Origin of the sequence: Piscibacillus sp. B03, assembly GCF_052246295.1 — a bacterium.
Classification (GTDB): Bacteria; Bacillota; Bacilli; order Bacillales; family Alkalibacillaceae; genus Piscibacillus.
In genome coordinates this window covers 121,478-134,613 of record NZ_JBQQCO010000007.1, presented here as the reverse complement: position 1 = coordinate 134,613, position 13,136 = coordinate 121,478, and the positions used below count along the sequence as shown (strand labels likewise).

Annotated in this window: 12 protein-coding genes; all 12 read left to right on the top strand. The window is 35.5% G+C overall.

Annotated features, from left to right (window positions below):
- Positions 1-310: 310 nt before the first annotated feature.
- The 12 genes from ylqF to codY all read left to right on the top strand — a co-directional run bounded on the left by ylqF (position 311) and on the right by codY (position 13,125).
- Positions 311-1,156 (top strand): ribosome biogenesis GTPase YlqF, encoded by an 846-nt coding sequence (gene ylqF / locus ACTWQB_RS06925; protein ID WP_443138457.1) that lies wholly within the window; start codon positions 311-313, stop codon positions 1,154-1,156.
- A gap of 50 nt (positions 1,157-1,206) precedes the next feature.
- The gene (locus tag ACTWQB_RS06920; RefSeq protein WP_443138456.1) at positions 1,207-1,977 is read left to right on the top strand and encodes a ribonuclease HII; all 771 of its coding nucleotides are present in this window, start codon (positions 1,207-1,209) and stop codon (positions 1,975-1,977) included.
- A 15-nt stretch (positions 1,978-1,992) separates the two neighbouring features.
- A complete protein-coding gene (locus ACTWQB_RS06915; protein ID WP_443138455.1) occupies positions 1,993-3,552 on the top strand; it encodes a hypothetical protein in 1,560 nt (519 codons plus the stop codon).
- Positions 3,549-3,812, top strand: coding sequence for an EscU/YscU/HrcU family type III secretion system export apparatus switch protein (locus ACTWQB_RS06910; protein ID WP_443138454.1), 264 nt, complete (start codon positions 3,549-3,551; stop codon positions 3,810-3,812). The genes ACTWQB_RS06915 and ACTWQB_RS06910 overlap by 4 nt, the downstream gene beginning before the upstream one ends.
- A 123-nt stretch (positions 3,813-3,935) precedes the next feature.
- A complete protein-coding gene (gene sucC, locus ACTWQB_RS06905) occupies positions 3,936-5,096 on the top strand; it encodes an ADP-forming succinate--CoA ligase subunit beta (protein ID WP_443138453.1) in 1,161 nt (386 codons plus the stop codon).
- A 16-nt stretch (positions 5,097-5,112) separates the two neighbouring features.
- Positions 5,113-6,015: a succinate--CoA ligase subunit alpha gene (sucD, locus tag ACTWQB_RS06900; protein ID WP_443138452.1), complete on the top strand. Its 903-nt coding sequence runs from the start codon at positions 5,113-5,115 to the stop codon at positions 6,013-6,015.
- A gap of 48 nt (positions 6,016-6,063) precedes the next feature.
- The gene (gene dprA / locus ACTWQB_RS06895; RefSeq protein WP_443138451.1) at positions 6,064-7,005 is read left to right on the top strand and encodes a DNA-processing protein DprA; all 942 of its coding nucleotides are present in this window, start codon (positions 6,064-6,066) and stop codon (positions 7,003-7,005) included.
- A 106-nt stretch (positions 7,006-7,111) separates the two neighbouring features.
- The gene (topA, locus tag ACTWQB_RS06890) at positions 7,112-9,187 is read left to right on the top strand and encodes a type I DNA topoisomerase (RefSeq protein ID WP_443138450.1); all 2,076 of its coding nucleotides are present in this window, start codon (positions 7,112-7,114) and stop codon (positions 9,185-9,187) included.
- A gap of 268 nt (positions 9,188-9,455) precedes the next feature.
- Positions 9,456-10,355 carry a tyrosine recombinase XerC gene (xerC, locus tag ACTWQB_RS06885; protein ID WP_443138449.1) on the top strand — a complete coding sequence of 300 codons (900 nt, stop codon included), beginning with the start codon at positions 9,456-9,458 and terminating at the stop codon, positions 10,353-10,355.
- A 17-nt stretch (positions 10,356-10,372) separates the two neighbouring features.
- Positions 10,373-10,930: an ATP-dependent protease subunit HslV gene (hslV, locus tag ACTWQB_RS06880; protein WP_443138448.1), complete on the top strand. Its 558-nt coding sequence runs from the start codon at positions 10,373-10,375 to the stop codon at positions 10,928-10,930.
- 3 nt (positions 10,931-10,933) lie between these two features.
- The gene (gene hslU / locus ACTWQB_RS06875; protein WP_443138447.1) at positions 10,934-12,325 is read left to right on the top strand and encodes an ATP-dependent protease ATPase subunit HslU; all 1,392 of its coding nucleotides are present in this window, start codon (positions 10,934-10,936) and stop codon (positions 12,323-12,325) included.
- Positions 12,326-12,345: 20 nt separating this feature from the next.
- Positions 12,346-13,125: a GTP-sensing pleiotropic transcriptional regulator CodY gene (gene codY / locus ACTWQB_RS06870; RefSeq protein WP_443138446.1), complete on the top strand. Its 780-nt coding sequence runs from the start codon at positions 12,346-12,348 to the stop codon at positions 13,123-13,125.
- Positions 13,126-13,136: the final 11 nt, after the last annotated feature.

Here is a 13,136-nt window from a genome sequence, read left to right as displayed (position 1 = left end):
TTGGCTTTAAACGGTTTGATCGTTTTAGATTAAAGGTGTTATTGCATCATCAATATAAGAATTTAAAGGTTCGTATCAATTAAATTAGGAGTGAGCGTATGCTCACCCCAACATTTGACTTAGAACCACTATTATTATGAAATACAAGAAGTTGGGTACTCAGGAAGAGCAAAGGCGGCGACTCCTTATGGATTAAGCACGAGTCGAAAATCCCGCGAAACGATTCACAGAAACTTTTCGTGAAGTTGAGACCGTAGCCACAGGAAAGCGTAATTGTACATAAATAAATTTATTAAGAGAGGTGACAACAATGACCATTCAATGGTTCCCAGGTCATATGGCGAAGGCTAAACGCGAAGTACAAGAAAAGCTAAAATTAGTTGATTACTTCATTGAGTTAGTAGATGCAAGAGCTCCACAATCATCTCAAAATCCTATGCTACATGAAGTTTTAGGCAACAAACAGAAATTAATCGTGCTTATGAAAAAGGACTTAGCTGACCCTAAACGTACAAGCGAGTGGGTTGAACATTTTAAAGCGCAAGGCCATGAAGCATTAGCAATCGATGTTAGTCAAAAAAGTGATATTCAAGCACTAATAAAAGTCTCAAAACAAATGGGTCAATCCATTAACGATAAACGTAAAGAAAAAGGAATTAATCCGCGATCCATTCGTGCAATGATCTTAGGAATACCTAATGTTGGAAAATCAACACTCATTAATCGACTAGCCAACAAAAAACGTGCCCAAACAGGAGATAAGCCAGGGGTCACCAAACAACAACAATGGATTAAAATCCAAGGTGAGTTTGAATTACTAGATACGCCTGGAATTCTATGGCCAAAGTTTGAAGATCAAGAAGTGGGATATAAATTAGCTGCAGTCGGGTCCATCAAAGATCAAATTCTGCATCTGGATGATATTGCTGTTTATGTTTTAAAATTTATGAAAGAACATTATCCGAATGTTCTAGAGGATCGATATCAACTAGATTTAGATGAAGAAGATGTTGTTGTATGGTTTGATACGATTGGTAAGAAAAGAGGTTGTCTAGCTTCCGGTGGTGTAGTGGATTATGAGAAGACTTCTGATGTTATTATTCAAGATTTAAGGAATGGTAAGCTAGGTGGTATTACATTCGACCTCGTAGAATAACGCTTTAAATATGAATAAATTAACCGATAAACTATATAGTGGGGGATATTGTGAAAGACCAAGAGACGATTGCTGTAATTAAAGAAAAATTAACTAATAAATCATTTTCACAGGAATGGTTAGAAACGATTAAACAAGATGAGCGCAAAGGTGTTAAGCAACTTCTAAATCGTTATTATAAGGAAAAAGAGAAAGAAGCTGAATTACACGCTCAATTTATTCGAATGTCTGAGTTTGAAACAGGCTTATATCAGGAAGGTTATCGTTTAATAGCTGGAGTAGATGAAGTAGGAAGAGGCCCTTTAGCCGGACCAGTAGTTACAGCAGCTGTGATTCTTCCTCATGATTTTTATTTACCGGGAATAAATGATTCTAAAGCCTTGTCTCAACTGAAAAGAGAAGAATTTTACGAGATTATAATGGATCAAGCGATTTCTGTAAGCCTTGGTCAAGCTAATGCAAATGAAATAGATTATTATAATATCTATCAAGCGACAAAAATAGCGATGCAACGCTCTGTAGAAGGGTTAAATGAGCAACCGGACTACCTATTATTAGATGCAATGAGACTCGAACAAATTAAAATCCCTCAAGAATCGATTATAAAGGGAGATTCTAAGAGTATAAGTATTGCAGCAGCTAGTATCATTGCAAAAGTTGAGCGAGATCGGATTATGAAGGAAATTGGTGCGGAATATCCAATGTACCAGTTTGAAAGCAATGTAGGATATGGTACTAAAGCACATCTAGAAGCTCTTAAGAAATATGGAGTGACAACACATCATCGTCGTTCTTTTCAGCCTGTTCGTCAATATACATAAGTAGGTGATTATTAGATGAAATCAATTGATAAAACGATTTCTTCAATAAACCAAACCCAGCGTTTATCTAATGTGCTTACGTTAAAAGAAGGGCAGCTTATTACCGGTAAGATTACTAAGTTTTATCCAGGTAATAAGGCTGCTGTTTCTTTATCAGGCCATCAATTAGTTGCACAATTGGATGCTTCTTTAGAAGCAAATAAACATTATTTAATGCAAGTAAAAGGAACTCAACCTTCTATTGAATTAAAAGTTATTCAAAATCAAGAAGTAAGGTCTTATATGGATGCAGCACAACAATTATTAAGAGCAAACAATGAAAAAGTTTCTCGAAACATTCAGCTACAACTTGCTCAATTACTTAAGGAACAGTTACCTATTAGACCTAATCAACTTACATCATTAGTCCAACTGATGAAACAACAAATTCCTAATCAAAACCAAGTCATTCATACCATGATTAAGCAAAATTTACCTCTAAATCAAGAAACATTCCAGGCTGTACATCAACGAGTGAATCAACCAGTATCAATTTCACAGACAGTTACCAATTTGCAAAGTTCAATAACAAACATGCCAGTTACAGAAGAAGTGTTTCAATTAAGTCAAAGACTTTCAATATTACAATCACAACCTATTAGTTCACAACAATTCCAAGAATCCATTGCATTTCAAGCATTAAAAGAAGTTAGCAGTGGGTCAATGGCTTTATTTCAGTTATTTAAAAAAATTGGAGTGATAACGAATCAAACAAGTTTCGAACAATGGACAAAACACTGGACGAACTATGCTCAAGAAGGTAAAGTTACATTAAATTTTTCTAATCCAACGAATCAACAGCCATTACCTATGAATTTATCAAGTGAAGACATCGTAGCGAAACTTATCCAAACTACAAATACAATTCAACAACAGTTAGCTCCTCAAGAAAATAGAGCTCTTGCATTTTTCAAAGCTTTAGCTTCCCTTATGACTCAAGAGCAGAGTATGCAGTTGAGTAGTAAACTTAAATCGTTCTTTCAATTAACACAAGCTGAGCGTATGCCAAATCAAGATTATCCTACGATTCAATCATTATTGAATGTTGTACAATCTCAAACTAACCAAACAACAATGAGTGAACCTATACAACAATTAAACCAAGTACTTAACTCTATGCATTTGTCAAACCATGAATTAACAAGAGATTTTATGACGTTTACAGCTCAGCTACCTAAGGAAACTTTAGGTTTAAATCAAGATTTATTTATGGAATTTGAGGGGTATAAACAAAAAGATGGTAAGCTTTCACCTCAACATTGTCGTGTCATTTTTTACTTGGACTTACCGAAATTAAAAGAAACAGTGATGGATTTGCATGTCCAAAAAAAGTATATTGATTTAATTATATTTCATGAACAACCAAATCAATTAAAGAAGCTAACTGAGACACTTATACCAAGTTTAATAGAAAAATTAGAACACCAAGGATATGATACTGTTCATGTCTCATTTAAGGATCTTTACGAAAGAGAAATTAAGTCCATTAAACCTTTGGAAATGCCTATTGAATCAGGGGTGGATTACCGCGTATGAATAAAAGACAAAAAGCGTTCGCATTAAAATATGATGAACAACAAGATGATGCACCAAAAGTAGTAGCTAAAGGACAGGGATTAGTAGCAAGTGAAATTTTAGAACGAGCAAATGAATCGAATGTGCCGGTTTATGAGGATGAGACATTAGTAAATCTATTAGATGAAATAAATATTAATGAAACGATTCCAGAAGATTTGTACAAAATTGTAGCTGAAGTTTTCGCTTTTATTTACCAAACAGATAAAAAAATTGATTAAATTCGACTTTATATGTCTAGTTTCTTTTGTATATGACGAATTTTATGTATAATAAAAACGGTGTGGTTTTAACATAACCATTATTATATAATTTGTAGTTACAGATTGATGGGAGGATGGATCATGAACATTCATGAGTACCAAGCGAAAGAAATTTTCCGCAAGTACAATGTAGCTGTTCCTAATAGCAAGGTTGCTTTCTCTGTTGATGAAGCAGTACAAGCAGCTGAAGAATTAGGTTCAGATGTTACAGTTGTTAAAGCACAAATCCACGCAGGTGGCCGTGGTAAAGCTGGTGGTGTAAAAATCGCTAAAAACTTAGATGAAGTTCGCGAACATGCGGATGACATCTTAGGCAAGACGTTAGTGACACACCAAACAGGTCCAGAAGGTAAAGAGGTTAAACGTTTACTTATCGAAGAAGGTTGCGACATTCAAAAAGAATACTACATTGGTGTCGTATTAGATCGTGCTACTTCACGTGTCGTTATGATGGGTTCTGAAGAAGGTGGAACTGAAATCGAAGAAGTGGCTGCAGAAACACCAGAAAAAATCTTCAAAGAAGTTGTTGACCCTGTAACAGGTCTAACGCCTTTCCAAGCTAGAAGATTAGCTTTCAACATTAATATCCCTGATGAATTATTAGGAAAAGCAGTTAAATTCATGATGAGTCTTTACCAAGTATTCGTTGAAAAAGATTGTTCAATCGCTGAAATTAACCCACTAGTAACAACTGGTGACGGTGAAGTAATGGCGCTTGATGCAAAACTTAACTTCGACGATAACGCTTTATTCCGTCAAAAAGATATTATTGAGTACCGTGATTTAGATGAAGAAGATGAGAAAGAAATTGAAGCATCTAAATATGACCTAAGCTATGTTGCGTTAGACGGTAACATTGGTTGTATGGTTAACGGTGCTGGTCTTGCAATGGCTACTATGGACATCATCAAGCATTCTGGTGGTGAACCAGCGAACTTCTTAGACGTTGGTGGCGGTGCAACGGCTGAAAAAGTTACAGAAGCGTTTAAAATCATCTTATCTGATGATAACGTAGAAGGAATTTTAGTTAACATTTTCGGTGGAATTATGAAGTGTGATGTAATCGCTGAAGGTGTTGTAGAAGCTACTAAACAAATTGGTTTAGAAATTCCTCTTGTTGTACGTTTAGAAGGTACAAACGTTGAATTAGGTAAGAAAATTTTAGATGAATCTGGTCTAAATATTACATCTGCAGAATCTATGCAAGATGCAGCTGAGAAGATTGTATCATTAGTAAAATAAGAAAGGACGGGCGAAAATGAGCGTTTATATTAATAAAGATACTAAAGTATTAGTACAAGGTATCACTGGTGGAACAGCTAAATTCCATACAAGACAAATGCTTGATTATGGCACTAACATTGTCGCTGGTGTTACTCCTAAAAAAGGTGGTACAGAAGTAGAAGGTGTACCTGTTTATAACACAGTACAAGATGCAGTAGATGCGACTGGCGCTAATGCATCAGTTATTTATGTTCCTGCTCCATTTGCAGCAGATGCGATTATGGAAGCAGTAGATGCGGAGATGGATCTTGTCATCTGTATTACTGAACATATTCCAGTTTTAGATATGGTTAAAGTTAAGCGTTATATGGAAGGTAAGAAAACACGCTTAGTAGGACCTAACTGCCCAGGTGTTATTACGCCAGACGAATGTAAAATTGGAATTATGCCTGGTTACATCCATAAGAAAGGTCACATTGGTGTTGTATCTCGTTCTGGTACCCTTACTTATGAAGCGGTTCACCAGTTATCTGAGGAAGGTTTCGGCCAATCAACAGCAGTTGGTATTGGTGGAGACCCTGTAAACGGAACTAACTTCATCGATGTACTTAAAGCATTCAACGAAGACCCAGAAACTCACGCAGTTATGATGATTGGTGAGATCGGTGGTACAGCTGAAGAAGAAGCAGCTGAGTGGATTAAAGAAAATATGACAAAACCAGTTGTTGGCTTTATCGGTGGTGCTACAGCTCCTCCTGGAAAACGTATGGGACACGCTGGAGCTATCATTTCTGGTGGTAAAGGTACTGCAGAAGAGAAGCAGCGCATTATGAGAGAGTGCGGCATTAAAGTTGCAGAAACACCAGCTGTAATGGGTCAGACAATGATTGAAGTATTGAAAGAAAACGACCTTATTGACAAAACAAAAACTCATTAATTAATAACATTCCCCGAATTTATTTTTATGAATTCGGGGGATTTTTAAATGAAATCATATAAAAAATTTAATAGAGGTGAATGCCAATTGAAGTTCGCTCCATCGTTCAAATTGTTTTATTTATCTCAATTTTACGGTTTATCACGTCAAAAAATTCAACTATATTTAAAGCGTGATCCTGAATTAGAGCAAATTCATTTCTATTCCTCAAAAGACCTTCAACATATTTTTAAACTTTCCCAGAAACAAGCTAATTTGCTACATGAATATTTAAACACATCTAAAAGTATCAAGGAACAATATGCATCTTACGAACTATGGAATCCAATAACCTTATTTGACAAAGATTATCCTGAATCGTTATCTAAAATCCCCGATCCTCCACTATGTTTATATTGGAAAGGTAACCCATCTCTACTGAATTCCTTTAAAATTTCTGTTATTGGCAGTAGGTATCCTTCTCAATATGCACAATTAAAAGTAAACCTATTCCTCAAGCCTTTAGTAAAGCTAAATGTCACTATAGTAAGTGGGTTAGCTTATGGAATTGATAGTATGGCTCACAAATATGCATTAACACATAATGGACCAACCATTGCCGTTTTAGGATTCGGATTTAATCATATATATCCAAAGGAACATATTAATTTTTTTCAACAAATTTCGAGAGATGGATTATTACTATCTGAATACCCTCCAAATGTACGTCCTCAGCGGTGGCATTTCCCTGAACGTAACAGGATTATAAGTGGTCTATCTTCGGCAACTTTAATTATAGAAGCTGCTGAACGAAGTGGTACGATGATTACTGCCGATCAAGCTTTAGAGCAAGGAAAAGAAGTTTTCGCGGTACCTGATTCGATCTTTTTAAAGCAAGCTCAAGGGTGCTTGAAATTAATTCAGGAAGGTGCGACACCACTTGTAAAACCTGAAGAATTGGTACACTGGATTTATGAAAACGCTTCTCTTTTACTTGACGAATGTTTGTAAAAAAAGTATATTTGTCGAAAATTGATGTTTGACAAATGATATAGATTTATTTAATAATGAAACAGATTTAATTTAACGCAAATTACCTCGTAGGAGGATTAGGTACATGTCAGATTATTTAGTAATTGTAGAATCTCCAGCAAAAGCCAAAACAATTGAACGATATCTAGGAAAAAAATACAGCGTAAAAGCTTCAATGGGACATGTGATTGATTTACCCAAAAGTCAAACAGGTGTAGATGTTGATAATAATTTCGAGCCACGTTACATAACGATTCGTGGTAAAGGACCAGTTTTAAATGATTTAAAAAAAGCTGCTAAAAAAGCTAAAAAGGTCTATCTTGCAGCCGACCCCGATCGTGAAGGGGAAGCTATTGCATGGCACTTAGCACATGCCTTAAAGGTTGAAAAAGGTGAACCTTGTCGTGTTGTATTTAATGAGATTACTAAGGATGCGGTTAAAGCATCATTTAAACACCCTAGAGATATAAATATGGATTTAGTTAACGCACAACAAGCTAGACGCGTTTTGGACCGATTAGTTGGGTATAATATTAGTCCTTTATTATGGAAGAAAGTTAAAAAGGGACTAAGTGCAGGTCGTGTTCAGTCTGTTGCAGTTAAAATGATTATTGACCGAGAAAATGAAATTAAGGACTTTGAGCCTGAAGAATATTGGTCAATTACTGGATCATTCCATAAGGGCAAAAAGAATTTTGAAGCTAAATTTTATGGTGTGAATGGTGAAAAGCAAGAATTAAGTTCTAAAGATGATGTAGATCAAATTTTTAATAAATTAGATGGAAAAAACTTTGAAGTCAAAAAAGTTAATAAACGTGAAAGAAAACGTAACCCATCATTACCTTTTACAACTTCTTCATTACAACAAGAAGCTTATCGTAAACTGAACTTTAGAGCCAAGAAGACAATGATGGTTGCTCAACAATTATATGAAGGTATTAACCTTGGTGGCCGTGAAGGTACAACGGGTTTAATTACTTACATGAGAACCGATTCAACTCGTATCTCAGAAACAGCAAAAAAAGATGCTAGAGAATGGATTGGAGAACAATACGGTAAAGAGTTCCTAGGTGCTAGTCGAAAAGCTAAAAACTCTGAAGGCGCGCAAGATGCTCACGAAGCAATTCGACCTACTACTCCAAAGCGTGCTCCATCAACTATAAAAGACAAGCTATCTAGAGACCAGTATAGGTTATATAAGCTAATTTGGGAACGCTTTATGGCCAGTCAGATGGCACCAGCTGTTTTAGATACTGTAACAGCTCATTTATGGAATAATAATGTTGAATTTCGAGCATCTGGGTCACAAGTTAAGTTTAAAGGTTTTATGAAGCTTTATGTTGAGGGGACAGATGATCAGAAAAAGGAAGATAATAAAATTCTACCTCCTCTAAAAGAAGGAGACATAGTTGAAGCTGACGAGATTAAGCCTGGTCAACATTTCACTCAGCCACCTCCAAGGTATACAGAAGCAAGGTTGGTTAAAACTCTAGAAGAGAAGGGGATCGGACGACCATCAACTTACGCTCCAACTCTTGATACGATTCAAAGAAGAGGGTATGTTGCACTAGATAATAAACGTTTTGTACCAACTGAATTAGGTGAAATTGTAATAGAGCTATTAAAAGAATACTTTCCTGAAATAATTGACGTAGAATTTACTGTTAAAATGGAAAGAGATCTAGATAATATTGAAGAGGGATCGAAAGAATGGCGAGAGATTATCTCCGTGTTCTATGAAGATTTCAAAAAACGATTAGAAAAAGCGGAAAAAGAGATTGAACAAGTTGAAGTACGCGATGAACCAGCAGGTGTAACATGTGAAAAGTGTGGACACGAGATGGTGTACAAGATGGGTAGGTATGGAAAATTTTTAGCTTGCTCTAACTTTCCAGATTGCCGAAACACTAAACCAATTCTAAAGGAAATTGGTGTGAAGTGCCCTAAGTGTAAAGAAGGTAACGTTGTAGAACGTAAAAGCAAAAAACGTAGAACGTTTTATGGCTGCGATCAATTTCCTGAGTGTGATTTCGTATCTTGGGATAAACCGATTGAAAGGCCTTGTCCTAAGTGTCAATCTCTATTAGTTGAGAAGAAGAAGAAGAAAAGCACGCAAATTGTTTGTACTGAATGTGATTACAAAGAAACTGAACAACAATAATTTTTGTATTGTTAAATGAAGTAAGGGTAGCGAAAATTTCGCTATCCTTTTTCCTTTTAACGGCAAAATTTCAATAAATTGAATATTTTGTATCTGAAATGTGAAAGATGTTTGTAATCGAGATGTTTAAATTGACTCACAATTCTCCTTCCTATAAAATATGCGATTGGTGGGATGTAAAGTATTATTTTAAAATGAATAGTAGAAAATTGTTGTAATACTTTGAAAAGTTTGATAAAATTTAATCGTTTTGGAAAGGAGAGAAATTATGACGGACGAAAAAAACATTCTAGCTTTTGAAAACTTCTTAAAAGTTGAGAAAAATGCCTCTCCTTTAACCATAAAAAGTTATATTGACGACATTAAACAGTTTTATTTATTTCTTAACAAAGAATTAGTAAATCATGTAGAAGATGTGCGATACTCTCATATTAGAATTTATTTAACGGATTTATATAAACAGGAGCTAACTAGACGCACGGTATCACGTAAGTTGTCTAGTTTAAGATCATATTACCGTTATTTAGAACAAGAGGGTGTTGTAACTTCTAACCCTTTTAATCATGTTGTTATGCCAAAAGCTCAAAAGAATTTACCTGAATTTTTCTATGAGGAAGAGTTAGTTAAGTTATTTGAGGTGGAGGATTTAAGGACTCCTATTGGTCAACGTAATCAAGCAATCATAGAATTGTTCTATGCAACAGGTATACGTGTTGGAGAATTAGTCAAAATTCATAAAAATGACATAGATTTTTCTATTAATACGATATTAATCCACGGTAAAGGGAATAAAGAAAGATACGTTCCTTTCGGGTCATTTGCTCAACATGCATTAATAATGTATTTAGATGATGGACGCAAAGACCTCTTAGCTAAAAACTCTGATGACACCGACAATGTGTTTTTGAATAATCGTGGTAAACCACTAACCGAAAGAGGGGTTAGGTATATCCTTAATGAAATGATTAAGCGTGCTTCTTTAACATCAACGATTCATCCACATAAGTTGAGACATACATTTGCAACGCATTTATTGAATGAAGGCGCTGATCTAAGAACAGTACAAGAGATGCTTGGGCATGAAAGCTTATCATCCACACAAGTCTATACACATGTCACTAAAGACTATTTACAAAATGTATATAAAAATGCTCACCCAAGATCATAAAATAGGAGAGAGATAACGTGGAACAACAATTTCATGCAACAACAATATTTGCTTGTTTACATAAAGGTAAAGCAGCTATGAGTGGTGATGGTCAAGTAACATTTGGAAACCAAGTAGTTATGAAGCACAAAGCGCGTAAAGTTAGAAAGCTCTTTAATGGAAAGGTTTTAGCAGGTTTTGCTGGTTCTGTAGCAGATGCATTTACGCTATTTGAGAAATTTGAATCTTATTTAGAGAAGTATAATGGAAACCTAACTCGAGCTGCTGTGGAACTAGCAAAAGAATGGCGAAGCGATAAGGTTCTGCGTAAGTTAGAAGCAATGTTAATTGTCATGAATGAAGATACAATATTATTAGTTTCTGGAACTGGGGAAGTCATTGAGCCAGATGATCAAATTTTAGCAATTGGTTCTGGTGGTCATTACGCCTTAAGTGCAGGACGTGCATTAAAACGATATAGCCAAGACCAGTCTGCAGAAGATATTGCTAGAGCTGCTTTAGAAATAGCTAGTGAGATTTGTGTGTTTACAAACGATCAAATAGTAGTCGAAACATTAGATGAAAAAGGAGAGTAGCGAATGAGCACAAAAGCAACCCCACGTCAATTAGTGGAAAAGCTTGATCAATATGTGATTGGCCAACAAGATGCGAAGAAAGCTTTAGCAGTTGCGTTAAGAAATAGATATCGTAGAATGCAAATGTTACCGGATATTCGTGATGAAATTGTCCCGAAAAACATTTTAATGATTGGTCCAACTGGTGTGGGTAAAACTGAACTAGCGCGTCGTTTAGCAAAACTTGTAGGTGCGCCATTTGTGAAAGTGGAAGCGACTAAATTTACAGAAGTAGGTTATGTAGGACGAGACGTTGAATCCATGGTACGTGACTTAGTAGATACGAGTGTTCGAATGGTGAAAGAAGAGAAAATGCTCGATATTCAAGATGAGGCTAGACAAATGGCTAACAAGCGTTTAGTTGAGCTGCTTGTACCATCTAAAAAGAAGAATAACCAAATGAAGAACCCATTTGAGATGTTGTTTAATAACCCTGATCAAGAATCATCTCATCAAGCTGACAATGAAGAGGCAGATATAAAACAGCAACGACAACAAGTTGAAAGACAGTTGGAGTTAGGTGAACTTGAAGATCAAATGGTTACAATAGAAGTAGAAGAACAGCAATCGTCAATGTTTGATATGCTTCAGGGTTCGGGTATTGAACAAATGGGAATGAATATGCAAGATGCTTTTAACCAATTCATGCCCAAAAAGAAAAAGAAAAGACGTTTACCAGTTAATGAAGCAAGAGAAGTATTAACTCAAATTGAAGCGGAAAAAATGATTGACATGGATGATATTCATCAAGTTGCCATCGAACAAGCTGAACAATCGGGCATCATCTTTATAGATGAGATTGATAAAGTGTGCGGCAAAGATGAAGGACATGCTAATGTATCTCGTGAAGGTGTACAGCGCGATATTTTACCTATCGTAGAAGGATCAACAGTGGTGACAAAATACGGAGCTGTTAAAACCGATCACATGCTATTTATCTCAGCAGGTGCGTTTCATATGGCAAAACCCTCTGATTTGATACCCGAATTACAAGGTAGATTTCCAATTAGAGTAGAGTTAAACAAATTAATGATTGAAGACTTCATTAATATTTTAACTGAGCCTTCTAATGCGATTATTAAGCAATATACTGCGCTTTTAGAAACTGAAGGTATTCAACTTGAGTTCAAAGAAGAAGCCATAAAACGTATCGCTGAAGTTGCATATGAAGTTAACCAAGATACAGATAATATTGGTGCTAGAAGACTTCACACGATTATGGAAAAGCTACTTGAGGATTTATCTTTTGAAGCTCCAGATATTAACATGGAGAAGGTAGAAATAACAGCTAAATATGTAGATGACAAACTATCTAAAATTGTTAAAAATAGAGACTTGTCTCAGTTTATATTATAAAATTTTTAGGAGGAAACATTATGAATTTATTAGAAAAAACTAGAGTGATTAACGCAATGCTTCAAAAAACTAAAGGGAACGCTGTGAACTTTAATGACATGTCAGCGACGATGCGTGATGTTATTTCAGCGAACGTTTTTGTGTTAAGCCGTAAAGGTAAATTATTAGGGTTCGCAATCAATCAAGAAATTGAAAATGAGCGAATGAAACAAATGTTAGAAGATCGTCGTTTTCCTGATGAGTATACTCAGCAACTATTTAACATTAATGAAACGACTGCAAACCTGGATATTGACAGTAGCTATACAGCATTTCCCGTCGAGAACAAAGATTTGTTTGCTAAAGGTTTAACTACACTTGTACCAATCATTGGTGGTGGTGAGCGTTTAGGAACACTTATTTTAAGTCGCCTAGAGGATTCGTTTGAAGAGGATGACCTTTTATTAGCTGAGTATGCAGCAACTGTCGTAGGAATGGAAATTCTACACCAGAAATCTGAAGAGATTGAAGAAGAAGCACGTAGTAAAGCGGTTGTACAAATGGCAATTAACTCATTATCTTACAGTGAGCTTGAAGCGATTGAGCATATATTTGAAGAATTAGATGGCCAGGAAGGCCTTCTAGTAGCAAGTAAAATAGCTGACCGTGTAGGAATCACTCGATCGGTTATTGTAAACGCTCTTCGTAAATTAGAGAGTGCTGGTGTTATTGAATCACGTTCATTAGGAATGAAAGGTACTTACATTAAAGTCCTTAATGATAAGTTTTTGCTTGAATTAGAAAAACATAGTATAAAATAATAAGCCAAAAA